The sequence below is a fragment of the Stutzerimonas stutzeri genome, assembly GCF_018138085.1.
GTDB lineage: Bacteria > Pseudomonadota > Gammaproteobacteria > Pseudomonadales > Pseudomonadaceae > Stutzerimonas > Stutzerimonas stutzeri_AI.
In genome coordinates this window covers 194,296-216,117 of record NZ_CP073105.1, presented here as the reverse complement: position 1 = coordinate 216,117, position 21,822 = coordinate 194,296, and the positions used below count along the sequence as shown (strand labels likewise).

The 21,822-nt window shown below is 64.3% G+C and carries 25 protein-coding genes; 5 read left to right on the top strand and 20 right to left on the bottom strand.

Going from position 1 to position 21,822, the window contains the following annotated elements; all coding sequences use genetic code 11:
• Window positions 1-38: 38 nt before the first annotated feature.
• The 4 genes from KCX70_RS01055 to KCX70_RS01040 form a co-directional block, all read right to left on the bottom strand.
• On the bottom strand, window positions 39-1,262 hold the full coding sequence (locus KCX70_RS01055) for an RNA polymerase sigma factor (RefSeq protein ID WP_212620264.1): 1,224 nt from the start codon (window positions 1,260-1,262) through the stop codon (window positions 39-41).
• Between the two features lie 61 nt (window positions 1,263-1,323).
• Window positions 1,324-1,680 (bottom strand): YciI family protein, encoded by a 357-nt coding sequence (locus tag KCX70_RS01050; RefSeq protein WP_212619019.1) that lies wholly within the window; start codon window positions 1,678-1,680, stop codon window positions 1,324-1,326.
• 104 nt (window positions 1,681-1,784) lie between these two features.
• The gene (locus tag KCX70_RS01045; RefSeq protein WP_212619018.1) at window positions 1,785-2,231 is read right to left on the bottom strand and encodes a YybH family protein; all 447 of its coding nucleotides are present in this window, start codon (window positions 2,229-2,231) and stop codon (window positions 1,785-1,787) included.
• 58 nt (window positions 2,232-2,289) lie between these two features.
• Entirely contained in the window at window positions 2,290-2,646 is a 357-nt protein-coding gene (locus tag KCX70_RS01040; protein WP_212619017.1) for a YciI family protein, read from the bottom strand.
• Window positions 2,647-2,797: 151 nt separating this feature from the next.
• On the opposite strand from KCX70_RS01040, the gene KCX70_RS01035 reads away from it, so the two are divergent.
• On the top strand, window positions 2,798-3,988 hold the full coding sequence (locus KCX70_RS01035) for a lactonase family protein (protein ID WP_212619016.1): 1,191 nt from the start codon (window positions 2,798-2,800) through the stop codon (window positions 3,986-3,988).
• A 15-nt stretch (window positions 3,989-4,003) separates the two neighbouring features.
• Here the strand turns inward: KCX70_RS01035 and KCX70_RS01030 are convergent, their stop codons facing one another.
• From KCX70_RS01030 to flgB, 12 genes are all read right to left on the bottom strand, one after another.
• Window positions 4,004-5,035, bottom strand: a complete 1,032-nt coding sequence (locus KCX70_RS01030) for a hypothetical protein (protein WP_212619015.1) — start codon at window positions 5,033-5,035, stop codon at window positions 4,004-4,006.
• Between the two features lie 13 nt (window positions 5,036-5,048).
• Window positions 5,049-5,963 (bottom strand): flagellar hook-associated protein FlgL, encoded by a 915-nt coding sequence (flgL, locus tag KCX70_RS01025; RefSeq protein WP_212619014.1) that lies wholly within the window; start codon window positions 5,961-5,963, stop codon window positions 5,049-5,051.
• 37 nt (window positions 5,964-6,000) lie between these two features.
• Entirely contained in the window at window positions 6,001-7,368 is a 1,368-nt protein-coding gene (flgK, locus tag KCX70_RS01020; RefSeq protein WP_212619013.1) for a flagellar hook-associated protein FlgK, read from the bottom strand.
• Complete coding sequence (locus tag KCX70_RS01015; protein WP_212619012.1) at window positions 7,365-8,393, bottom strand: transglycosylase SLT domain-containing protein; 1,029 nt, start codon at window positions 8,391-8,393, stop codon at window positions 7,365-7,367. The genes flgK and KCX70_RS01015 overlap by 4 nt, the downstream gene beginning before the upstream one ends.
• A 71-nt stretch (window positions 8,394-8,464) precedes the next feature.
• Entirely contained in the window at window positions 8,465-9,574 is a 1,110-nt protein-coding gene (locus KCX70_RS01010) for a flagellar basal body P-ring protein FlgI (protein ID WP_212619011.1), read from the bottom strand.
• Between the two features lie 16 nt (window positions 9,575-9,590).
• Entirely contained in the window at window positions 9,591-10,256 is a 666-nt protein-coding gene (flgH, locus tag KCX70_RS01005) for a flagellar basal body L-ring protein FlgH (RefSeq protein WP_031311145.1), read from the bottom strand.
• A gap of 5 nt (window positions 10,257-10,261) precedes the next feature.
• Window positions 10,262-11,047 carry a flagellar basal-body rod protein FlgG gene (gene flgG / locus KCX70_RS01000; protein ID WP_212619010.1) on the bottom strand — a complete coding sequence of 262 codons (786 nt, stop codon included), beginning with the start codon at window positions 11,045-11,047 and terminating at the stop codon, window positions 10,262-10,264.
• A gap of 14 nt (window positions 11,048-11,061) precedes the next feature.
• Window positions 11,062-11,790, bottom strand: coding sequence for a flagellar basal-body rod protein FlgF (flgF, locus tag KCX70_RS00995; protein ID WP_212619009.1), 729 nt, complete (start codon window positions 11,788-11,790; stop codon window positions 11,062-11,064).
• 9 nt (window positions 11,791-11,799) lie between these two features.
• Complete coding sequence (gene flgE / locus KCX70_RS00990) at window positions 11,800-12,987, bottom strand: flagellar hook protein FlgE (RefSeq protein WP_212619008.1); 1,188 nt, start codon at window positions 12,985-12,987, stop codon at window positions 11,800-11,802.
• A 47-nt stretch (window positions 12,988-13,034) separates the two neighbouring features.
• Window positions 13,035-13,718 carry a flagellar hook capping FlgD N-terminal domain-containing protein gene (locus KCX70_RS00985; RefSeq protein WP_212619007.1) on the bottom strand — a complete coding sequence of 228 codons (684 nt, stop codon included), beginning with the start codon at window positions 13,716-13,718 and terminating at the stop codon, window positions 13,035-13,037.
• Window positions 13,718-14,146 carry a flagellar basal body rod protein FlgC gene (gene flgC / locus KCX70_RS00980; protein WP_021209033.1) on the bottom strand — a complete coding sequence of 143 codons (429 nt, stop codon included), beginning with the start codon at window positions 14,144-14,146 and terminating at the stop codon, window positions 13,718-13,720. The genes KCX70_RS00985 and flgC overlap by 1 nt, the downstream gene beginning before the upstream one ends.
• A gap of 3 nt (window positions 14,147-14,149) precedes the next feature.
• Window positions 14,150-14,515 carry a flagellar basal body rod protein FlgB gene (gene flgB / locus KCX70_RS00975; protein WP_102846315.1) on the bottom strand — a complete coding sequence of 122 codons (366 nt, stop codon included), beginning with the start codon at window positions 14,513-14,515 and terminating at the stop codon, window positions 14,150-14,152.
• A gap of 204 nt (window positions 14,516-14,719) precedes the next feature.
• Between flgB and flgA the strand changes: the two genes are divergently transcribed.
• The 4 genes from flgA to KCX70_RS00955 all read left to right on the top strand — a co-directional run bounded on the left by flgA (window position 14,720) and on the right by KCX70_RS00955 (window position 18,483).
• Window positions 14,720-15,418 carry a flagellar basal body P-ring formation chaperone FlgA gene (flgA, locus tag KCX70_RS00970; protein WP_249121688.1) on the top strand — a complete coding sequence of 233 codons (699 nt, stop codon included), beginning with the start codon at window positions 14,720-14,722 and terminating at the stop codon, window positions 15,416-15,418.
• A gap of 483 nt (window positions 15,419-15,901) precedes the next feature.
• Window positions 15,902-16,783, top strand: coding sequence for a lateral flagellin LafA (gene lafA / locus KCX70_RS00965; protein ID WP_031311147.1), 882 nt, complete (start codon window positions 15,902-15,904; stop codon window positions 16,781-16,783).
• 342 nt (window positions 16,784-17,125) lie between these two features.
• The gene (locus tag KCX70_RS00960) at window positions 17,126-18,004 is read left to right on the top strand and encodes a transcriptional regulator (RefSeq protein WP_212619006.1); all 879 of its coding nucleotides are present in this window, start codon (window positions 17,126-17,128) and stop codon (window positions 18,002-18,004) included.
• Entirely contained in the window at window positions 18,001-18,483 is a 483-nt protein-coding gene (locus tag KCX70_RS00955; RefSeq protein ID WP_021209038.1) for a hypothetical protein, read from the top strand. Before KCX70_RS00960 ends, KCX70_RS00955 begins: the two co-directional genes overlap by 4 nt.
• A 318-nt stretch (window positions 18,484-18,801) precedes the next feature.
• Here the strand turns inward: KCX70_RS00955 and KCX70_RS00950 are convergent, their stop codons facing one another.
• The 4 genes from KCX70_RS00950 to KCX70_RS00935 are packed head-to-tail and all read right to left on the bottom strand — an operon-like array spanning window position 18,802 to window position 21,800.
• Window positions 18,802-19,722 (bottom strand): OmpA family protein, encoded by a 921-nt coding sequence (locus KCX70_RS00950; protein WP_212619005.1) that lies wholly within the window; start codon window positions 19,720-19,722, stop codon window positions 18,802-18,804.
• A complete protein-coding gene (motA, locus tag KCX70_RS00945; protein ID WP_212619004.1) occupies window positions 19,719-20,591 on the bottom strand; it encodes a flagellar motor stator protein MotA in 873 nt (290 codons plus the stop codon). The genes KCX70_RS00950 and motA overlap by 4 nt, the downstream gene beginning before the upstream one ends.
• 2 nt (window positions 20,592-20,593) lie before the next feature.
• Window positions 20,594-21,328, bottom strand: coding sequence for a FliA/WhiG family RNA polymerase sigma factor (locus KCX70_RS00940; protein ID WP_102851798.1), 735 nt, complete (start codon window positions 21,326-21,328; stop codon window positions 20,594-20,596).
• A gap of 10 nt (window positions 21,329-21,338) precedes the next feature.
• Window positions 21,339-21,800 (bottom strand): flagellar basal body-associated FliL family protein, encoded by a 462-nt coding sequence (locus KCX70_RS00935; protein ID WP_212619003.1) that lies wholly within the window; start codon window positions 21,798-21,800, stop codon window positions 21,339-21,341.
• Window positions 21,801-21,822 lie beyond the last annotated feature (22 nt).

The window sequence follows — 21,822 nt, the reverse complement described above, 5'->3', positions numbered from 1 at the left end:
GCCCACCCTAGCGGCGAATGCTGCTAGTCGAAACAGCGCTATGACGCGTCCGTCTCGCCCAACTCATCCAGGCGCTGCTTCAGAAAGCGCCGCTCCGGCTCCAGCTGAGCCAATTGCAGGGCGTCCCGATAGGCGTCCCGCGCGTCGTCCAGGCGACCGAGGCGGCGGCAGAAATCGGCGCGGGCCGAGTGCAGCAGGTGATAGTCGTGGAGCTGTCCGCGGGCCAGCAGATCGTCGATCAATCTCAGGCCAGCTTCGGGTCCCTCGCGCATGGCCACCGCCACCGCGCGGTTCAGTTCGATCACAGGCGAAGGGCTGACGCGCAACAGTACGTCGTAGAGTCCGACGATCTGCGCCCAGTCGGTCTGCGCGGCGCTGGGCGCCTCGGCGTGCACGGCGACGATCGCGGCCTGCAAGGTGTAGGGCCCGAATCGCCGCGAGGCCAGCGCACGCTGGACCAGCGCCGAACCTTCCTCGATCTGCGTCCGGTCCCACAGGCTGCGGTCCTGATCGTCGAGACGCACCAGCTCGCCCGCCTCATCGGTGCGTGCGGCGCGGCGCGAGTCGTGCAGCAGCATCAGCGCGAGCAAGCCCATCAGCTCCGGATCCGGCAGCAAGTCGAGCAGCAGCCGGCCCAAGCGGATCGCCTCGCTGCTCAGGCCGGCGCGGGTCAGCTCGGCGCCGCTGGAGGCCGAATAGCCCTCGTTGAACACCAGATAGATCACCCGCAGCACATTATCCAGGCGCGCCGGCAATTCCTCACGCGACGGCACGCGGTAGGGAATCGCGGCGTCACGGATCTTCTGCTTGGCACGCACGATGCGCTGGGCGATGGTGCTGGGCGAGGCGAGGAAGGCACGGGCGATTTCCTCGGTCTTCAGGTCGCAGACCTCGCGCAGGGTCAGCGCCACCTGCGCATCGCCGGGCAATGCCGGGTGGCAGCAGGTGAAGACCAGTCGCAGGCGATCGTCCTCCAGCCTGTCGTGATCCCAGTCCGGTTCCTCGGCGGCATCCAGCTGATCGGCCAACAGGTTCAGCGAGGCATTGAAGCGTGCCCGCCGACGCAGCCCATCGATGGCCTTGAAGCGTCCAGCCGACACCAGCCAGGCGCGCGGGTTGGCCGGTATGCCGTCGTGCGGCCACTGCTGTAGCGCGGCGAAGAAGGCGTCGTGCAATGCCTCCTCGGCCAGGTCGAAGTCGCCCAGCAGACGGATCAGGGTCGCCAGTACGCGCCGCGATTCGTTGCGGTAGATGGCTTCGATGGTCCGCTGGCTCGCCGCTTCCCCGCCCGATATGGCCGTCACGCAAACGCGTCCCGGTGACTCAACGATCAGGCAACTGGCGCAGCGGGCGCACCTCGATGCTGCCCAGCGCCGCCGGCGGAATCTTCGCCGCCAGTTTCACCGCCTCGTCGAAGTCGGCCGCCTCCAGCAGGTAGAAGCCGGCCAGCTGCTCGCGGGTTTCGGCGAAGGGGCCGTCGACCACCGAGCCCGCGCCTTCGCGTACCCGTACGGTCTTGGCGGTGCGTACCGATTGCAGCGGCTCGCCGGCGACGAAATGTCCGCTTTCTTGCAGGCGTGCGCTGTTGGCCATGCACTGGTCGACCAGCGCGAGCCACTGCTCGTCGGTCATGGCGTCCACGCGTTGTTCGTCGTAGTAGACGAGGCACAGGTATTTCATGCTGTTCTCCTTCACATCATGCAGACCGACAACCTTAGCAGCTGGCGGCGAAAGCACGAGGGCTTCGCGACGCGGCAGCTGCACGGGGTGCGGCGGTGCGCGACTCAGGGTTTGAGGTCGAAACAAGCCTGGCCGGTGGCCATGTCGAACGGCATCGAGAAGTGCTCGTGCACGACCTTCCAGCCGCCGCCCTGCAGGCGCCAGCAGCGCGTGCCGCGCATCCAGGCGGTCTGCATCTCGCCTTTGTCATTGGTGCCGCCGCAGTGGTTGAGCGAATAACTGAAGGCCAGGTCGCCGCTGGCAACGACATCGACGTCGCCGATCTTGAAAAAGCCCTCGCCCTGGCAGAAGTCGAAGCAGCGCTGCCAGTGGGCGCGATAGGTATCGGCACCCTTGAACTGCAATTCGCCGACCGCATCGAAGGCCACGACGTCGGCCGCGTACTGGGCCATGATCCGATCGAGATCCTTGACCGCAACGGCCTGTTCGAACTCGACCATCAGTTCGCGGATACGGGTTTCGCCGTTCTGAATATCGCTTGCAGTGTTCATGTTCGTTTCCTCGTGGCGTCTGAAAAAAATGGACCAAGCGCGAGTGCAGCAACGGCCGTCACGGCGGCGCGCGCGGTGGCAGCGCCCGCACTTCGGCGTAACCCAGGCGCACCGGCGGAATGCGTGAGGCCAGCAGGATGGCGTCGTTGAGATCGGCCGCCTCGAACAGATAGAAGGCCGAGGGTTGCTCGCACGCTCCGACGGCCGGCCCGTCGCGCAGCAGGAGTTGGTCGCCCTGCATGCGCAAGGTGGTGGCACTGAGGGTCGGCTGCAGCGCCTCGCCGATGATCAGCCGGCCGCTTCGCTGCAGCCCTTCGCGGTAATCGTGCGATTCGGCCTCCAGTGCCGCGCGGGCGGCCAGCGACAGGCCCGCCAAGGCGGTCTCATCGAGATAAACCAGGCATAGATAACGCATTGCGGTCCCCTTGCCAGCGTGGTTCGTTACCCCATAGTCGTGCCGGCAAGGGTTAAATCGACAGCTCGATGCGCCGGTTGGAAAATTATTTCCGTATCCGGTGCTCCAAAGCGCATCAGGGCATTCCAATCAGCGACCAAGGAGCGACCCCATGCGCGGTTCCACGCCGATTACTTCATTCATCCGTCTCGGCGTTGCCGCGGCATTTCTGACCTTCAGCCTCACGGGAGCGGCGGCACCCATGTATCAGTTACTCGTCGGCAGCTACACCAGCGAAGGGAACAGCGAAGGCATCTACCGGATGCAGTTCGACGCCGAGAACGGCCAGATCGCACCCCAGCCGCTGCAAGTGGTACGTACCCACAATCCGTCCTGGCTGCTGCTGGACCTGAACCGCAACCGGCTCTATGCGGCCAACGAGAACGGGCCGGGACATCCCGATCCGGTGGGCCGAGTGAGCGCCTTCATGATCGCGCCGAACAGCGGCAAGCTGTCGCCGCTGGCCCAGCAGCTGACCCTCGGCGACGAACCCACGCACCTGAGCCAGAGCCGCGACGGCCGTTACCTGTTCGTCTCCAACTACGGCTCCAGCGCCAACCCCGGCGGCAGCTTGGCCGTGATGCCCACGGCCAACGACGGGACACTCATGCCCGTTACCCAGATCGCCGCGCACAAGGCCAGCGAAGTGCATCCGCAACGCCAACAGTCGGCCCACGTGCATTCGGCGGTGATGTCGCCCGACGGCAAGACCCTGTTCGTCAGTGATCTGGGCGCGGACAAGATCTTCGTTTATCGCTACGACTCGACCAATGCCGAGCGCCCGCTGTCACCCGCCGACCCGGCCTTCATCAGCCTGCCGGACGGCAGCGGCCCGCGTCATCTGGTATTCAGCCCGGACGGTTTGCAGGCATACGCGACCCTGGAACTGAGCGCTCAGGTGGCGCGTTTCGATCATGTCGATGGCGGCCTGGTGCAGCGCCAGCTGGTGGACATGGCCGCCGAGGGGGACACCGCCAAGCATTCGCCGGGCGCGATCCATCTCTCGCCGGACGGCCGCTTCCTCTATGCCAGCGACCGCGCCGAGACCAACCGCATCATGGTCTATGCCATCGAGGAGAACGCCAATGTGCGCGAAATCCAGGCGCGCGACAGCGAAGGCCGCGAACCGCGCGAGTTCGCCATCGACCCGAGCGGGCGGTTCATGCTCATCGCCAATCAGAAGAGCGATGCGTTGGTGGTGGTGCAGCGCGACCCCGACAGCGGGCTGCTGGGCGATACCCTGCAAACCCTGCCCATGAGCCGGCCATCGGACCTGAAGTTCATCGACCGCAGCGTACGCTGAGCGGCGCAGCGCGGCTCAGGACAGCAGGCTGACCACCGCGAAACGGCTGATGGTGGCCTGGGCCACCACGGTCTGGGTGACCGCCGCGTAGCTGGAGGGGCTGCGCTGCATCAGGTTGAACACCGAGCGGGAGAAGTCCATCGCCCACTGCTTCTCGTCGGCGTGGGCCTGACGGGCAAGGAACTCGCGGATCTCCTGCTGCCGGTTGCTCAGCTGTTCGCGCAGGGTGGTGACCTTGTCGAGCCCGGCCACCACCGAGTCGAGCAGGCGGCGCAGCTCGCGGAAGGAATCGAGCTGCAGCTCTTCGGGAAAGCTCAGCAGCTGGTCGTCCTCGCTCTGCAGGCGAACGTAGCGCCCCTTGTCGAACAACTTGCCTTCGCCCTGTACCGCCAGCTGGTCCTTGAGTTTCTGCCAGTCGCCTTCGCGGGCGGAAAACTTCAGCGCGCCGTTCTGATCGAGTTCGGCGCGTATCCCTGCCTGGCCCAGGCTGCCGTTGAAACGGCGCAGAATCTGCTCGTCGCTCATCTCGTCATCGAGCACCACGGCGACCGGCTCGGCCAGCTGGCGACCGCCGCTGAACAGCAGCGTCTCGCGCCCGGATTGACGAATCGCCTCAAGCGACTCCAGCCCTTTCAGGCTGAAGCGGCTGCGCACCGGCTCGGTCAATCGCAGCTTGAGAGTGGCGTCCAGAGAATGGCCGGAGCGCTGGCTGCGCTCTTTCAGTAACTCGCCAACCTGCTGCACGGTGTGGCGAATGCTTTCCTCGCCGCTCGGCTGCGGCGAACTGATCTGCCGGCTGAGACTCAGCTTGAGTTGCGACAGGCGCGTCTGCAGGTCGCCCAGGTAGCTGTCGGCCGACTGCATCGAGGACAGCTGCTGATTGAGCTGCAGGCTGAAGCTGGTGCTTTTGCTGGGCGTCGCCTCGGTGTGCGGCGCGTCCGACGGCACACCGGCCCGCAGCGGCGCAGGCGCATCGCGCAGCAACGCTTCACGGCGCTCCTGCGGGTTGATTGCGGAAACAGCCGGGAGCTGCTTGCCAATCTTCATTCGGGCTACCTCGTCAGAGCATGCCGAACAGCGACAGCCCGTTGATCTTCAAATAGGTCTTCTGCGTCGCCTGCAGCGACAGCTGGTAGTTGTTCAGATCGATGCTGGCGGTGGCGTAGTCGAGCTGCGACAGTTCGCCTTCGATCTTCTTGTTCACCAGCGAGACGTCCTCGTTGCTGCTCAACAGCAGCGTCAGGGTGTTCTGCCGGCCGCCCAGCTCCGAGACCGCGCCGAGCAGGTCGCCGTGGGTCTTGTCGAGACTGTTGAGCGTGGCGGTGACGCTCGCCCGTACCGCGGGATCGCTGGCGTCCAGCGCCGGGTCGGCGAGCATTTTCACCAAGGCGTTGAGGTCGTTGAGCATGCCGACGCCGCCACCGAACACCTGCGCGGCGGTGACATTTTCCTCGACCAGTACGCCATTGGCGACTGCCGCCTGGCGGTATTGATCGTTGCCGGTCAGCTGGTAGCTCTGGGTAGCGGCATCGAAGGTGATCGCCGGCCGATCGCTGAGGGTGCCGGAGAACAGGTAGCGGCCTTCTTCGTCACGCACATTGGCGAAACTGAGAATGGTCTTCTCCAGATTGCCCAGCTCGTTGGCGATGGCCGCCAGGTCGTCGCTGGTGTTGCTGCCGTTGGCGGCCCACAGCAGCAGGTCGCGCACGTTGAGCATGGAGTCCGACGCCGCCTTGAGGTTGGCTTCCTGCTTGGACAGGTTGCCGGCGACGTTGGCGATGTTGGTGCGGTATTGGGTCAGCGTCGCTTCCTCGCGCTCGATACGCAGCACGCGCACGGCAGAGATCGGGTCGTCCGAGGGCAGCAGCATGCGCTCGCCGGTGGCCATCTGCTGCATCAGCTTGCCGAGCTTCTCGGAGCTGGTGTTCATCGAGCCGTGCATCATGGCGGTGATCTGGGCGTTGGAGATGCGCATGGTGTCTTTCTCGTCGGTCGAAACGGCTGGTGCCGGCTCAGAACATCGCCAGGACGGCGTTGAACAGATCGTTGGAAGTGCTGATGACCTTCATGTTGGCCTGGTAGGCCTGCTCGTAGGCCATGAGGTTGACGGCCTCCTCGTCCAGGTTGACCGCGCTGACGCTGTCGCGCTGGGCCTGGGCCTGCTCGGCTACGGTGGTCGCGGCACGCAGATCGGCCTGGTTCTGCCGGCTGGCACTGGCGACGCGGCCAACCAGGCCGGCGTAGGCATCGTTGAGCGGCACCGATTCGCCAGCGACCGTGACGCCCGCCGATTTGAGTTCGAGCATGGCGAGCAGGGTCTTGTTGTTGCCCACCTCGCCTGCGGTGTCGGAGAAGGCCAACTCCGAGGCGCCCAGCGCATTGACCGCCAGCATGCCGCTGGTGCTGCCCGCGTTATAGCTGAACAGCGGCTGGCCGGGATTGCCGTTGAGGTCGAAACCGCCGGCGAGGGCGTCGTTGATCATGCTCGCCACGGCCGAGGCCATGTCATGCAAATCCTGCTGAGCCGGGCGCAGCGCGCCGTATTCCATGTCGTAGAGGCCGCCAAGTGAACCACCGATGCCCTGCTGGTTGAGCGGGAAGGTGGTCTTGGCGAAGACCAGCGTCATCTCCTGCTCGCCGGCGAGATTGGCATTGATCTTCAGCTGACCCGCCGTTGCTCCGGCTACCAGCGGCTGACCGTTGGCCAGCAAGACGTTCAGGGTGCCGTCCGACGCTTCCTGCACGCGAATACCGGCGTACTGGCTGAGATCCTTGACCAGATTCTCGCGGTAGTCGCGCAGGGTCGCGGTATCGCGGCCCGAGGACTCCATCTCGCGAATCTGCGCATTCAACTCGGCGATATTGCCGGACAGCCCGTTGATCTCGCTGGTCATCGCCACGCGTTGGCCCTGCAGGGCGTTGAGCTGAGTGCCGATGTTGCTGTTCAGCCCGTTGAAGCGCTGTGCCAATTGCTTCGACTCGCCGATGATCTGCTGGCGCAGGGCAATGGATTCCGGCGTGGAACTGGCTTCGCTGAGCGCGGCGAAGAAGTTGTCCAGGCCGACACTGACGCTCGAGCCTTCACTGTCGATCAGGCCTTCGAGCGCGGTCAGGTACTGCTGGCTGGTATTGAAGTAGTTCTGGTCGGTGCCGGCGCGCCAGAGCTGCTGATTCTGGAAGTCGTTGGACAGGCGCCGAATACTGCCGACCTGCACCCCGCCGCCGATGCTGACCGCCGTCTGCCCGCCGAGCGATTGCAGGTCTGGCCGCAGCCGGCTGAAGCCGGGCGTGTTGACGTTGGCGATGTTCTGCCCGGTCGCCGACAGGGCGATCTGCGAGGCGCGAACGCCGCTGTAGCCAATTTGACCCAAAATACTCACGACACGACTTCCTTCGACTCGATGCGGATCGGTTGTGCGAACGCCACGGACAGGTGGCCACCGCCAACAACTCGATGCTGTTGGCTAGAAAGAGCGACCGCATCGGCGGCGGAATTAAGCGGCGATGGCGCAACAGGCGGAACGGCCTGCAGCTGAGCCCGCGGTTCGGCCTGCCGAGGCACAGCAGCGCGCAGATCGTCGAGGATCTTGCGGGTGTAGTCGCGGGTTTCCGCATAAGGGATCTTCTGCACCCAGGCGCCGGTGCCGATCTCACCCTTGCGGGGATCGCCATGGCTCTTCAGCCATTCGTCCACCCGCCCGGGCCCGGCGTTGTAGGCGGCCAGCGCCAGCGCCTGGTGACCGTCGTAGCGGTCGAGCATCTTGTTCAGGTAGGCGCTGCCGAGGCGCTTGTTGTATTCGGCATCGCTGGTCAGGCGTGCCTCGCTGAACGGCAAACCGAGTTCGGCGGCCATGTCCCGGGCGGTGCCGGGCATCAGCTGCATCAGGCCGCGCGCACCCTTGGGCGAGACGGCGGCGATATTGCCGCTGGACTCATGCTTGATGACGCTGTCGACCAGCGACTTGAAGCCGGCCTTGCCGCTTTCCCAGGCACTGTCCAGTGCATCGACGCCGCGCTGCCAGGTGCCGCGCAGCGCGTGCAAACCACCGCTCTGCAAACCGCTACCGGCGTGGCTGGCCAATGCGGTCGGCGCCGGCGCGCCGCCGGCCTCACCGCCGAGCTGTTGTACCAGCATGTCGGCGATCCCCGTCTGGCGTTTGCCAGCCAGGGTGTCAGCCAGCACTTCGTCATAGAAGTCACGCATGGTGTCCAGCTCGCGGCTGCGCATCGGGTTGCCGGCACCGAGCACGTCGCCGGCCTTGCGCATCTGCTTGAGGATCTGCTGCAGGAACCTCGCCTCGAATTGCTCGGCGACGACTTCCAGCTGCTGGCGCCGCGCCGCGGCCGGGCCGTCGGCGCGATTGCGCAGGGAAGCGAGGTGTTGCGGGAGGGATACGATGCTCATGTCGGCTTTAAACCTGTCTTCACTCGGCTGCGTGGCCGGCCTGCCTGGCGGGCGGACCGGATACCGCGGTCTTACATCACGATCAGTTCAGCGTTCAGTGCGCCGGCGCGTTCCAGCGACTGGAGAATGCTCATCACGTCGTCGGGCGTAGCGCCGAGACTGTTGATGGTGCTGATGATGCTTTCCAGGCTGGCGCCCTCCGGCCACTTGAACATGGCCTTGCGGTCCTGCTCGATGGAGACGTCCGATTGCGGCGTAACCACGGTCTGGCCGCCGGACAAGGGGTTGGGCTGGCTGACCTGGGGGCGCTCGCTGATGGTCACGGTCAGGCTGCCATGGGCCACTGCGGCGGCCTTGACCCGTACGCCCTCGCCCACCACCACGGTGCCGGTGCGGCTGTTGAACACCACTTTCGGCCGGGTACGACCCTCTTCCACTTCCAGGCGCTCGAGCATGGCCATGAAGCTCATGCGCTGGGTGCTGGTGACCGGCGCGCGGATCGACACCTTGGTGGCGTTCAGCGCGGTGGCGGTGCCCTTGCCGAAATAGGCGTCCACCGCATCGACCACCCGGCTGACGGTCTGGAAGCTTGGCTGGCGTACGTTGAGCATCACGTCCGGGCGCTCGGTGAAGTCGCTGGGAATCATTCGTTCAACCGTGGCGCCGTTGGGGATCAGGCCGCTGTTGGAAGTATTGATGGCGATCTTCGAGCCGCTGGCACCTTCGGCATTGGCACCGCCGACGATCACCGCGCCCTGGGCCAGGGCATAGATTTCACCGTCGACGCCCTGCAGCGGGGTCATCAGCAGCTGGCCGCCACGCAGGCTCTTGGCGTCGCCCAGCGAGGACACCGTGACGTCCACCGTCTGGCCGGCACTGTAGGACGGCGGCACGGTGGCGGTAATGGTCACCGCGGCGACGTTCTTCAGCTTCGGGTCGACGTTCGGCGGCAGGTTCACACCGAACTGCTTGATCATGTTCGCCACCGATTGGCTGGTGAACTTGACCTGGTTCTTGTCACCGGTGCCATCGAGACCCACGACCAGGCCGTAGCCGATCAGCTGGTTGCCGCGGATGCCTTCGACATCCACCAGGTCCATCAGCGGCACGGCCTGGGCCGGCAATTGCCACAGCGCGACGGCGGCGAGGAACAGCTTGAAAGGTCGCACGAAGCTAGTCATGAAGAGGGCAGCTCGCTTAAAGAGGGAACAGCGGCGACGCGAAGAACCGCGTCAACCAGCCGGCCGAATTGCTGTCGTTGAGCACGCCGCGCCCGGCGTAGGAAATCTTCGCGTTGGCCACGCTCTGCGAGGACACCTGGTTGTAGCGGTTGATGTCGTCGATGCGCACCAGCCCGGTCAGGCGGATGTATTCGTCGCCCTGGTTCAGGCGCAGGGCCTTCTCGCCCTTGATCTGCAGGGTGCCGTTGGGCAGCACGCGATGCACGCTGACGGCAATGGAGCCGCGCAGGGTGTTCTGCTGTGAACTCTTGGCCGAGCCCTTGAACTCGCGCTCGCCGGAGGCCGAGCTCTCGACGTCCGGGTAGGTCTTGCCGAGCACCGTGGGAATGCCGATACCGACGCTCGATTCCTTGCCGAAGCTGGTGCCGGCGCTCTTGCTCGACTGGGTCGATTCATCGAGCACCACCGTGAGGATGTCGCCGACGCGCACCGCACGCTTGTCGCTGATCAGCGAGCCGCTGTAGCCGGAGCGGAACAGGCCGCCACCGGTGGTCGGTGGCAGGCTGTAGTCCAGCTCCAGTGGCTCGTACTCGGTCGACGGCTCGTCCGGCAGCATTTCGTTGAAGCTGGCGCAGCCGCCGAGCAGGGTCAGGGCGAGGAGCAGGATGGGGGTACGCATCATCGGTCTCAGACGGTCTGGTTGAGGAACTGCTGCATGCCGCTGGCGGCGTCGAGGACCTTGGCGTTGGCCTCGTAGGCGCGCTGGATGGCGATCATCGCCACCATGGCCTCGACCACCTGCACGTTGGAGCCTTCCAGCACGCCCTGCTTGAGCTGGCCGAGGCCTTCTTCGCCCGGCACGCCTTCCACGGCTTCGCCGCTGGCGACGCTTTCGCGATAGAGGTTGCCGCCCAGCGCTTCCAGGCCACCCGGATTGGTGAAGTTGACCAGCGTGATCTGGCCCAGCTCGGACGGCAGGGTGTCGCCAGGCAGAACGGCGGTGACGATGCCATCGGCGCCCACGGTAAAGCCGGTACTGCCCTGCGGCACTTCGATGGCCGGGGTCAATGGCAGGCCTTGGGCATTGACCATCACGCCTTCGGCGTTGAGCTGGAACTGGCCGTTCTCGGTATAGAGGATGTCGCCGTTGGGCGCTTCGACCTGAAAGAAGCCGCGGCCGACGATGGCCAGGTCCATCGGCTGCCCGGTGGTCTGGATGCTGCCTTCGGTGAAGACCTTCTGGGTGCCGACGACGCGCACGCCGCTGCCCAGCTGGATGCCGGACGGCACGGTGTTGATCTCGTCGGCCTGGGCGCCCGGCTGCTTCTCGATGCTGTAGAACAGGTCCTCGAAAACCGCGCGGTCGCTCTTGAAGCCGTTGGTGTTGACGTTGGCCAGGTTGTTGGCGACGGTCGCCATGGCGGTGTCTTGTGCAGCCAGGCCGGTCTTGCTGACCCAAAGTGCGGAATTCATGCGTTATCTCCCGATCAGCTGCCGCGGATCATTCGGTTGCCGGCGTCGGAGAGGTCCTCGGCGGCTTTCATCATCTTTACCTGGGTCTCGAACAGGCGGTTGAGGCTCATGGTCGAGGCCAGCTCGTCGATTGCCGAGACATTGCTCGACTCGAGAAAGCCGCTCGCCAGACGCACGTTCTCGCTGGGCGCAGCGGGCTGGCCGTTGCGCGTGACCAAGAGGCCGGCCTCGTTCTTCATCAGGTCCGCAGCCGGTACGTCGACCAGACGGATACGGTCGACCTCGGCCATCATCCAGTCGCCGGGGGCCATGATCGACACGGTGCCGTCATTACCGATTTCAACTCGCTCATGCTCGGGCAGCTCGATCGGTCCGCCCTCGCCCATCACGGCGCGACCGTTGAGGGTCAGGCGCCCCTCGGCGTCGATCTGCATGCTGCCCTGGCGGGTGTAGGCCTCGCCTTCGCCGTCCTGAAGGACGATCAGCCCGCTGCCCTTGACCGCGAAATCCAGCTCGCGACCGGTAGCGACCATCGGGCCGGCTGCCAGGCTGACGCCGTTGTTTTCCACCACCGCCATGTGCCGGCTGTCGTAACCGTAACCTTCCACCGCCACGGCCTGGGCGCGCTCGAGGTCGGCGCGAAAGCCCGGCGTGTTGACGTTGGCAAGGTTGTTGGAGCGCACCTGCAGCGACATCATCGTGCGGCTGGCGGCGGTCATTGCCGTGTATCCCAAACGATCCATGGATCAGCCTCAGAGTGCGCTAAACAGAACCTGGGTCAGTTCCTTGTTGGTGGAAATGACCTGGGTGTTGGCCTGGTAGTTACGCTGGCCTTCCATCAGGCCCACCAGTTGCTGGGTGAGGTCGACGTTGGAGCTTTCCAGCGCGCCGCTGGCCAGGGTGCCGTACTGGCCGACACCCGGCGCACCGAGCATGGCCGCGCCGGAGGCGGCGGTTTCGGTCCAGGCGGTGCCGCTGATGTTCTTCAGGCCTTCGGCGTTGACGAAGCTGGCCAGCACCACCTGGCCCTGGAGCAGGCGCTCACCGTTGGAATAGGTGGCGTAGACCTTGCCGTCCTTCTCGACGCTCATGCCGGTCTGCTCGCCGGCCGAATAGCCGGTGGCGCGGTTGCTGGTCACGCTGAATTCGGAGCCGTACTGGCTGGTGCCGCTGTAGTCGAGCTGGATCGCCAGCGGATCGACGCCGCCGCCAAGGGCGGCGCTCAGCGCGACCTTGCCGATGGGCGAGGCAAGCGTGCCGGCACCATCGAAGGCCAACGGCTGCGGGCCCGCGATGGACGCGCCATCGACGTAGTAGTGGGCGTTCCAGCTGTTATCTGCGGTCTTGGCGAAGTACTGGGTCAGGGTGTGCTCCTTGCCCTGGGAGTCGTACAGCTTGGTGGTGTAGGTGGAGTTGTAGCTGTCGGCCACCAGCGGATCGAACGCCACCGCCGGCACGTCCTGGTTGGCGTCCAGATTAGCGACGAAGCTCAGTGCGTCGGTGGCCTTGGCCGGCAACCCTCCGGACTTGAGCTGCAGGTCGCTGACGGTGCCGGTCTGCAGATTGCCAGTGGCATCGGCCGGGTAGCCCTGCAGACGCTGGCCGAGGCTGTTGGTCAGGTAGCTGTCCTTGTCGGTGCCGAACACACCGGCGCGGGTGTAGCTCACGTCGCCATTGCTGGCGCGGGTGACGAAAAAGCCGCCGCCGGAAATGGCCAGGTCCAGGCTGCGGTTGGTGGTGGTCAGGGCGCCGCCCTGGCTGATGCTCTGGCTGGTGCCGGTGACTTCGACGCCCATCGCCTGGCTCTCGGCATAGAGGCTGCCGAAGTTGGCGCGCGAGGACTTGAAGCCCACGGTGCCGGCGTTGGCGATGTTGTTGCCGATAGTGTTGAGTTGTTCATTGACGGCGGACAGGCCGGTGAGGGCGATGTTGAAGCTCATGGGCTGATCTCGATGCGATAGTGGGAAGGACTGGCGAGCAGCGGGGCTCAGCCGCCGAGCAGCCCGGCGTCGGCCTGGGCGAATTCGAGGATGTTGTAGAAGGGCACCGAACCGACGCCCTTGACCTGAAGCACCGGACCTTCGGCGCTGACGCGCACGTTGGCGACCTGACCGGCCACCTCCACCTGCGAGAACTCGCCGTTTTCGGATTCGATGCTGACGCTGTATTTGCCGTCGCGCAGGCCGTGCTTGGCCGGGTCGATCGTGAACGGCACCTTGCCAGCGGATTGCGCGCCCAGCTCGATGCGCGTCTGGGTGCCGTTGGAATCGGTCAGCAGCAATGCCGTGCGAGGCGAAGCGTGGCCCAGGTCGAACCCGCCGCTGACGGTCTGACCGCTCAGTTCCAGCGACTCGACCGCGACACTGACCTGCTGACCGACCAGACCAGCGGCGGTCAGGGTTTGCAGGTTGTCGGTCAGCACCAGGTTGCTTTTCGCCACGGTGGCGAGGTTCTCCATGCTCTTGACCTGGGACATGGCCGAGAACTGGTTGAGAAACTCGGTGCTGTCGACCGGCTTGGTCGGATCCTGATACTTGATCTGCGCGACCATCAGGCTGATGAAGTTGTTCTCCATCTGCGTGGCATCGCTGACGTTCACCGCCTGCTTCGGCAGGTCGCTGGCATGGCTGCCGGACAGGCCGCTGCCCTGCAGGTTATTGGTCACCGCCATCAGGATTCTCCCAGCCGCAACAGGCTCTGCTGCATGCTTTTGACGCGGTTGAGCACCTCGACACCTGTCTCGAAGCTGCGCGTGGCCGACATCATGTCGGTCATTTCTTCGATTTCGTTGATGTCCGGGTAGTAGACGTAGCCGTCACCGTCGGCCAGGGGATTGCCCGGCTCGTAGCGGCGCTTGGGCTCGGCACCGGAGGTGACCACATCGAGCACCTGGACATGGGCACCGCCGAGGCCGACGCCGCGGGTCAGCGAGTTGTTCTCGTAGACGGCGGCGAACATCGGCTTGCGCGCCTGGTACACATCGGCGGCGTTGTTGGCGGCCGAGTCGGTGTTGGCCAGGTTGCTCGCCACGGTGTTCAGGCGCACGGTCTGGGCGTTCATCGCCGAGCCGGCGATGCGGTAGATGGAATCGAACGACATGGCTTAACGGCCCTCGATGGCTTGCTTCAGGCCACGAAATTTCATCGTGATGAAGGTCAGGCTGGTCTGGAAATCCATGGAGTTGCGCGAGAACTGCGCCTGCTCGGTGGACAGCTCGACGGTGTTGCCGTCCTGCGAGGCCTGATCCGGGACGCGGTACAACAGGCGCGGGTCGGTACTGGCCAGGCTGGCACGCGGCGAGATGCTGCTGTCGAGCCGCTGCATTTCCTTGCTGAAATCGATGTCCCGCGCCTGGAAGCCCGGGGTGTCTTCGTTGGCCAGGTTCGCCGCGAGAATCTCGCTGCGCTGCATGCGCAAACCGAGGGCGCGCTCGTGAACGCCCAGCGCTTCATCAATCCGTATACTCATTTACCGATACCCTTTGCAGCCTGTGCAGGCTGATCCCAGCCCGCTGCTTTCAAGACGTTTTGCAGAAAGCGTGCCGAACCTAGAGATGCGAGTAAGCGATTGATTTACAAAGAGAAAAATCTAGCAAAGCCAGAACGCATCAAGCGTATTTTTCCGCTTGGCGAACGGCGAGTAAGCGGAAGCGGAAAAGCGACTTCCGCATGGTTGGCCTTCGTCCTTCTGCTGCTGGGTGCAGTGCCGCAGGCGCACGCGGATGCCACGACGCAGGTTCAGCAAGCGGTGGAGAATCACCTGCGGCTGATGCTCGAACAGCAGGCCGCGCGCCAGGGCTGGCAAGGCATGCAACTGCGCTACGAGATCAACGTGCCGGCCAGCGCAGCCAGCCTGCCGCGCTGCTCCGAAGTGCTACAAGTCCGCGCAACAGGCGAGGCGCCGTCGGCCATGGACCGGCAAACTTTGGAGATCCGCTGCGCCGCCACCCCCGGCTGGTCGACCAACGCCACGGGCCAGGCCCACGTCTTCCTGCCTGCCGTGCACGCCGAAGGCATCATCGATCGCGGCCAGACCCTGACCGCCAACGACCTCAAGCTGCAGCGCATCAACGTCGCCAAGGCCCGACGTGGCTATTACAACCGCATCGAAGAAGTGGTCGGCCTGGCCGCCAAACGCCGCATCCGCGCTGGCCAGACAATCACCCCGGCGCTGCTTGAACAGGCCATGGCGGTCAAACGCGGCCAGCCGGTGAAGATTGTCGCCAACAACGAGGGCATCGAAGCCTCAACCTCCGGCGAAGCCCTGGCCGACGGCCAGCCAGGCGACGTCATCCGCGTACGCAACGTACGCAGCGGCAAGGTGATCGAGGCGAAGGTACTGGAAGCCGGCGTGGTGACCAGCACCTTCTAATCCACGCCAAGACGAAAACCATCCTTGTAGGAGCAAGCTCTGCTTGCGACCCGCAACCGCACGAAGGCCTCGTTCGCGACCAGAGGCCGCTCCTACAGAAGAACCAGCACGCTCCAACCCACGCCAAGACGAAAACCATCCTTGTAGGAGCAAGCTCTGCTTGCGACCCGCAACCACGCGGAGGCCCCGGTCGCGACCAGAGGCCGCTCCTACATAAGAGCCAGCACGTTCTGATCCACGCCAAGACGAAGACCGTCCCCTGTAGGAGCAAGCTCTGCTTGCGACCCGCAACCGCGCGGAGGCTTCGGTCGCGACCATAGGCCGCTCCTACATAAGCAGTCCCGCTCTTACGTACCCGCGAGAACAACCCAGCTAAAATTTTTTGACGTCAGGATTTAATCCCCCGCCGAGGGCTGTCGCCTTACTTTTTCAGCAGGCAGTCAAGCCAGCTCCTAACAGCCCAACGCACGAAGGATGATCATCATGGCTCTGTCCATTCACACCAACTATTCCGCCCTGACCACCAACACCGCGCTGAACAAGTCCAACAGTGCCCTGGCCACCAACCAGCAGCGTCTGGGCACCGGCCTGCGCATCAACTCTGCCGCCGACGACGCCGCCGGCCTGCAGATCGCTACTCGCCTGAACGCCCAGAGCCGCGGCATGGGTGTAGCGATGCGCAACACCGGCGACGCCACTTCCATGCTGCAAACCGCTGAGGGTGCTTTCAGCGAACTGACCGACATCGTTCAGCGCATGAAGGATCTGTCGACCCAGGCAGCGAACGACACTAACAGCGCTGACGACCGCAAGTCCCTTTCGGCGGAATTCAACGAACTGGGCAAAGAGCTCACCAATATCGTCAGCAACACCAAATATGCTGGCGAAGCCCTGTTTGGCGTTGATGGCGCGTCGGGCAAATTCGGTACCGCTGGTGGCATCAAATTCCAGATTGGCTCCAGCGCTGCTGAAACCATGACACTGGACGCAACTACCCAGCTCAAAGCAGTGACCGACGCACTCGGCGCCCTGAGCGCACAGTTCAACGCTACGCCTGCCGCCGATACCAAATTGGAAACCCAGGCCACCGCAAACGGCGCGATCACTCTCGCCAGCACCGCGCTCGACAAAATCGGCAGCATGCGTGCCACGCTGGGCTCGAACATCAACCGTCTGAACCACGTGAACAACAACCTGGCAAACATGAAGGACAACACCGAGATGGCCAAGGGCCGGATCATGGATGCCGACTTCGCGGTAGAAAGCGCCAACATGAGCAAGAATTCCATGCTCATGCAGTCGGGCATCTCCATGCTCAAGCAAGCCGGCCAGATGCCAGGCATGGTCATGGGCCTGCTGGGCTAAGCGATACGCGCCAGCGCCGGTCGCAATGACCGGCCTCGAAAGCCCCGAGCCGTTCGGGGCTTTTTCATTTCTGGTCCGGCCAACTCCCGGCGCACCTGACCAACGGCAAGCCCTCGCCAGAGCGCACCTCCGTACACTACCCCCCCGATTAATCCCGCCTGGGCCGTAATCACAGCCTGCCGATGCCTACCCCTGCCGCTGGCGAACGTCTGAAAGCATGGCCGTTCGGCGAATTCTTGTAGCAAACGGCTTGTAGTATCAAAAAAACGGCGTCAAGATGCCGCCGCCAACTTTTGCCAACCTCATCACATCGAAGTTTTTTCCTTTTCTCGCCAGGCGCTTATGACCTCATCTCTGACCCCCACGGCCACCGATGCCCTCATCTGTCCCCTGTTAAAGACCGGCCGAGCTGATTGTTTGGCTCATTTCGATCGGGCGCTGTACCAGCTCACGCTCAAGCATGAACAGCAGGAAGAGTTGCTGGATCTGGGCTTTTCCGGCAGCCGCGTGCTCGAGCGGCTGTTGCAGGCGCCCGGCGAGGTCGTTTCCCGCGAAGAACTGATGGCATACGCCTGGGAAGGTCGTGTGGTCGGTCAGGGCAGCCTCAACCAGCAGATCTACACGCTGCGCCAGGCGCTGTCCGACAGCCGCAGCCAGATCATCCAGACCCTGCCGCGGCGGGGCTACCTGTTCAATCCGCACTATCTGATCGCAGAACCGAGTACCGCATCCGAACCGCAGGCGTCTGCGGTAGAACGACAAGCGGCGGAACAACCGGTCCCTGCGCCCAGCCCTCTGCCGATACCCGACGCAGCGGCCATGCCTGCGGCGACCGGGTTTGCATCGCGCGCGCGCTCGTGGCAGATCGCAGCGCTCGCCGGCACCGGCATGATGTTGCTGTTGGGGCTGGCAACGTTGGGCTTCCGCTGGGCCAGTGCGGTGACGCCTTCCTTCACTCAGAAGCTCACCGTAGGCGGGCTCGAGGTGCTCTATGTGGAGAGGAGCCAGCGTCTGCTCGATTCGCTGGTCAAGGAAACCCGCCAACTGGTCGATACGATGAGCGGCATGAGCGTCGGCACCGGCCGGCTCATCGTCAACATGTCCCCAGGTTTTTATGAAGTCCGTTGTCTGCAACACGACGGTCGAGTCAACTGGCTGAAGATTCACAAGAGCCAGATCCAGACGACGCCCAGCGGCCCATTGGAAGGATGCCTTAGATGAGCAGTCAGAATGAAACCGGCGCGGCGGGCAAACGCCTGCTGCGCGTGATGGCCCCGGCCGCGCTGTTGCTGTGGGCATTCGTAGCGATGGGCACCAACGGTAATGCACCGTCCAGCTTCGACGGCCATTACAGCTCCAGCGGCTATGTTCTGCTGCGCGACGGCACGACCCAGCAGGTCAGCCAGAGCCTGGTCTTCAACAAGGGCCGGTTCTATTCGCTGACGCGCAACGCCCCGGCCATCGTCGAGGCATCGGGGCGCCTGGAGACGGATCTGCTCGGCCGCGCGACGCTCGTCGTCGAGGAGGGGCAGGTTCATGGGCTGGGCCCGCAGGACGCACTGGACGACGAGCTGATGTTCAACCTGTTCTACGGGGCGCACAAGGGCGCCCGAATCTCCCTTGAACAGGTTGGCGCCTGCCTGTACGGCGTCGAGACCCGTCAGGTCTATTGCGCGGACGATCATCCCAACCGCGGCTGAAGCGACACCCTCTCCGGGTGTATCGGCACGATGGGGCATCGCAGCCAGCCCGTTCCTTGTATCAACAGAACGACGCTCCGCACCCCCGTAGGATGGTGCAACCATCGCCAATCCGGCAATGAGACGCTGCTCCGTCTGACGAGCATCGCCGGTCGGTACGGGACCGGGTAAGTACATCCCGGGCAGCTGGAGAAGGAGAGCAGCTGGCGCAGGACGCGGATTGGTTTTCGCGGGTGCATCCCACCGCCAATTGTGATGGGTTGCACCCACCCTACGACTCCCGCGCGGACCTGTGATGCGGCGCCCGAACGACACCGATCAGTTGGCGGCAGCTCCGCTATAGCGCGCCCCACTTTCGGAGAAGCGCACCTGGCCGTAGCTGTCGCCGAACAGCTCCTTGTACAGGGCTTCGGCCGAGGCGGTCAGCAGCAGAATTTCCACCCGGCGGTTGGCACCGCTCTGTGGGTCCTCGGGGAGCAAAGGCATGACGGCCGCCTGCGCGGTCACCTGCAATACGGAGCGCTCTGCCAAGCCGGCGTCGACCAAGGCGTTGCGGGCGCGCAAGGCGCGATCACCGGACAGATTCCAGTTGTCGTAGCCGTTTTTCTGCCGATACGGCGTGGCATCGGTGTGGCCGCTGATGATCAGTTTGTTGTCGACCTTCGCCAGCACACCCGCCAGCACGCCGAGCAGCTTCTGGAAATGCGGATTCAGGGTGGCACTGCCGCGCTGGAACATGAAGCGCTGCTGGTCGTCCTTGATAAGGATGCGCAGCCCCTGCGGAACCACATCGACTTCCAGATTGGCCAGGGCGTCGACTTCGCTGGCGACCTCGCGCATCAGCTCGGCGAGCTTCTTCAACTCTTCGGTCGAGCCATAGTTATGGCTGCCGTCCCGATCGATTTTGGCGTCCTTGCGCTCGGTGTCATCGGCCTGCGGCGGACGCACCGGGATGCCGTCCAGTTCCAGCGGCGAGGTGCTGGTGCCATCGAAAATGCCGGCGCCGCCATCGACCAGCGGATTGCTCTCCATCTCGCCGTAGGACGGGTTGGACTGCTCCATCTGCGGCTGGATGATCCAGAGCACCATGAACAACGCCATCATCGCCAGGGTGAAATCGGCGAAGGCCACCTTCCAGGCGCCACCATGCTCGTCGTCGTGACCCTTCTTGCCACGACGCTTGATGATGATCTCGTGCTCGCCTTCGCCGCCACCCTTGCCCCTGCCCCGGCTCCTCATGCGGCGTCCCTTTCTTCCTCGTACTGGGTCACCCAGTTCTCGAGCTGGCGGAAGGCCGGCTTGACGTCCTGCTCGATCAGCTTGCGCCCGGCGTCCACCGCCAGCAGCGTGGGCTTGCCGGCGACGTGGGCGACCAGGGTGGTGCGCACGCATTCCAGCGCGGAGAGTTCGGTCTTGATCCGCTGGCTCATGGCATTGGACAGCGGGTCCATCAGGCAGTAGCAGAAGAAGATGCCGAGGAAGGTGCCGACCAGTGCCGCGGCCACATGGGCGCCGATTTCGGCCACGCTGCCACCGATGCTGCCCATGGTGATGATGATGCCCATGATAGCCGCGAGGATGCCGAAGCCGGGCATCGCCTCACCGATCTTGTGCAGCGAGCGCGCCGGCTGCAGCAGCGCGTGCTCCATGGCTTCCAGTTCCTGCTCGAGGAAGCCCTCAAGCTCGTGCGCGGTGATCTTGCCCATGGCCATCAGGCGGAAGTTGTCGGCGATGAAGGCCATCAGGTTCTTTTCCTGCAGGATCAGCGGGTAGCGCACGAACAGGTCGCTTTGCTCCGGTTCCTCGATATGCGAATCGAGCACCTTGAGACCGCCCACGTCGACCATTTCCAGCAGCTCATAGAGCAGCATCAGCAACTGACGCTGGAATTCCTCGCCGCGACGCTGATAGGCGAACACGCCCTTGATCTGGTGCAGCATCTCCACCAGCACTTCCTTGGGATTGCCCACCACCAGGCTGCCGAGCGCGGCGCCCAGGATGATGACCACTTCGGCCGGCTGCCAGAGCATGCCCATGTTGCCATGCGCCATGGCATAGCCGCCCAGCACGCAGCCGATGATGATGAAGGCGCCTAATACTTTCTGCATGACTACTGACTTCTCTCGGTTAGGAATCGGCAGGCCTTGCCGATCGCCTGTTTGCTCAGCTGACAGACCCTGGCATCGCTGACTTCCAGCACCAGGGCGATTTCCTTCAGGCTCAGTTCGTGCTGGTAATACAGCGTCAGCACCAGCCGCTCGCGCTCGTCCAGCCGTGCCAGCGCCTGCGCCAGCACCCGCTCCTTGATCAGGCGCTCCTCGAACAGCTCGGTAGTGTCCGGGAAATGTTCGTGACCGCTCTGCAACAGCTCGTCGAGGCTTTCGATGGCCTCGGAGGAATCGGCACAGAGAAACGCCTGGTATTCCTTGTCGTCGAGGCCGGTATGCGCCTTGATCTCTTCATCGCTGGGTTCATGGCCCAGCTGACGCGACAGGTCGCGGATCGCATCACGCACCTTGTGCGCCTGCTGGCGGACCTGGCGCGGGCGCCAGTCCTGGCGGCGCAGCTCATCGAGAATGGCGCCGCGGATACGCAGGGAAGCGAACTTGCCGAAGCCTTCATCCGGCTCGCCATAACGACGCAGGCCTTCGAGCAGCCCCATCATGCCGATCTGCTCCATGTCCTCGCGGTCGAGCACCTGGTTGGCCTGCAATGACAGCTGGCGAACGATGCGCTTGACCAGCGGCAGGTACTGCATCAGCCAGCGCTGCTCGACCGCCGGTGCGAACAGCGAGGGGCCGGCCGGCGTGGCGCCGTAGTAGTCGATGGGGCACGTGGCACTCATGGCGTGGCCTTTACTGCACGATCAGCTTGTTGACCAGCACGTGCTTGAACGGCACCGCTGCGTTCTTGGCGGCAAAATCGGCGAACAGGGCCGTTTCCAGACGTTTCTGCAATTCGCCGATCTTCAATCCGCGCAACTCTTCGAAGGGCAGGGACGACAGGTAGCCCACCACCGAGTTACGCACGATGGGCTCGGCCTGCTCGAACTTCGGTGGTTCGTCCGATGCGTCCGCCTGCAGCGCCAGGTCGAGCACGAAGTAGTGCTCGCGCCCGTCGCCGCGCACGCTGACGATGATTTTCTGCACCGGGAAGAACAGGTACTCCGACGGCTCGATCGGCTCGGCCTCGGCGACTTCTTCCGCGGTGGCGCCTTCCAGGCCGGGCTTGAGCAGCCAGTAACTGACGCCGACGCCACCGGCAACGGTCAGGACGTTGAGCAACAGCATCAGCAGGACAATACGGGGCGTCGACATAACACACTCACAAATGACTGAT

Excerpts from the sequence above, each read along its gene's own strand:
- lafA (WP_031311147.1), top strand. The coding sequence starts at position 15,902 with ATGGCTCTGTCCATTCACACCAACTATTCCGCCCTGACCACCAACACC.
- flgG (WP_212619010.1), bottom strand. The coding sequence starts at position 11,047 with ATGAATTCCGCACTTTGGGTCAGCAAGACCGGCCTGGCTGCACAAGAC.
- KCX70_RS01040 (WP_212619017.1), bottom strand. The coding sequence starts at position 2,646 with ATGCGTTATCTATGCCTGGTTTATCTCGATGAGACCGCCTTGGCGGGC.
- KCX70_RS00935 (WP_212619003.1), bottom strand. The coding sequence starts at position 21,800 with ATGTCGACGCCCCGTATTGTCCTGCTGATGCTGTTGCTCAACGTCCTG.
- flgE (WP_212619008.1), bottom strand. The coding sequence starts at position 12,987 with ATGAGCTTCAACATCGCCCTCACCGGCCTGTCCGCCGTCAATGAACAA.
- flgB (WP_102846315.1), bottom strand. The coding sequence starts at position 14,515 with ATGAGTATACGGATTGATGAAGCGCTGGGCGTTCACGAGCGCGCCCTC.
- motA (WP_212619004.1), bottom strand. The coding sequence starts at position 20,591 with ATGCAGAAAGTATTAGGCGCCTTCATCATCATCGGCTGCGTGCTGGGC.
- flgH (WP_031311145.1), bottom strand. The coding sequence starts at position 10,256 with ATGATGCGTACCCCCATCCTGCTCCTCGCCCTGACCCTGCTCGGCGGC.
- KCX70_RS00940 (WP_102851798.1), bottom strand. The coding sequence starts at position 21,328 with ATGAGTGCCACGTGCCCCATCGACTACTACGGCGCCACGCCGGCCGGC.
- flgC (WP_021209033.1), bottom strand. The coding sequence starts at position 14,146 with ATGTCGTTCGATTCCATCTACCGCATCGCCGGCTCGGCGATGAACGCC.
- KCX70_RS01030 (WP_212619015.1), bottom strand. The coding sequence starts at position 5,035 with ATGAAGATTGGCAAGCAGCTCCCGGCTGTTTCCGCAATCAACCCGCAG.
- KCX70_RS00950 (WP_212619005.1), bottom strand. The coding sequence starts at position 19,722 with ATGAGGAGCCGGGGCAGGGGCAAGGGTGGCGGCGAAGGCGAGCACGAG.
- KCX70_RS00985 (WP_212619007.1), bottom strand. The coding sequence starts at position 13,718 with ATGGCGGTGACCAATAACCTGCAGGGCAGCGGCCTGTCCGGCAGCCAT.
- KCX70_RS00955 (WP_021209038.1), top strand. The coding sequence starts at position 18,001 with ATGAGCAGTCAGAATGAAACCGGCGCGGCGGGCAAACGCCTGCTGCGC.
- flgF (WP_212619009.1), bottom strand. The coding sequence starts at position 11,790 with ATGGATCGTTTGGGATACACGGCAATGACCGCCGCCAGCCGCACGATG.
- KCX70_RS01035 (WP_212619016.1), top strand. The coding sequence starts at position 2,798 with ATGCGCGGTTCCACGCCGATTACTTCATTCATCCGTCTCGGCGTTGCC.
- KCX70_RS00960 (WP_212619006.1), top strand. The coding sequence starts at position 17,126 with ATGACCTCATCTCTGACCCCCACGGCCACCGATGCCCTCATCTGTCCC.
- KCX70_RS01015 (WP_212619012.1), bottom strand. The coding sequence starts at position 8,393 with ATGAGCATCGTATCCCTCCCGCAACACCTCGCTTCCCTGCGCAATCGC.
- KCX70_RS01010 (WP_212619011.1), bottom strand. The coding sequence starts at position 9,574 with ATGACTAGCTTCGTGCGACCTTTCAAGCTGTTCCTCGCCGCCGTCGCG.
- KCX70_RS01050 (WP_212619019.1), bottom strand. The coding sequence starts at position 1,680 with ATGAAATACCTGTGCCTCGTCTACTACGACGAACAACGCGTGGACGCC.
- flgL (WP_212619014.1), bottom strand. The coding sequence starts at position 5,963 with ATGCGCATCTCCAACGCCCAGATCACCGCCATGATGCACGGCTCGATG.
- KCX70_RS01045 (WP_212619018.1), bottom strand. The coding sequence starts at position 2,231 with ATGAACACTGCAAGCGATATTCAGAACGGCGAAACCCGTATCCGCGAA.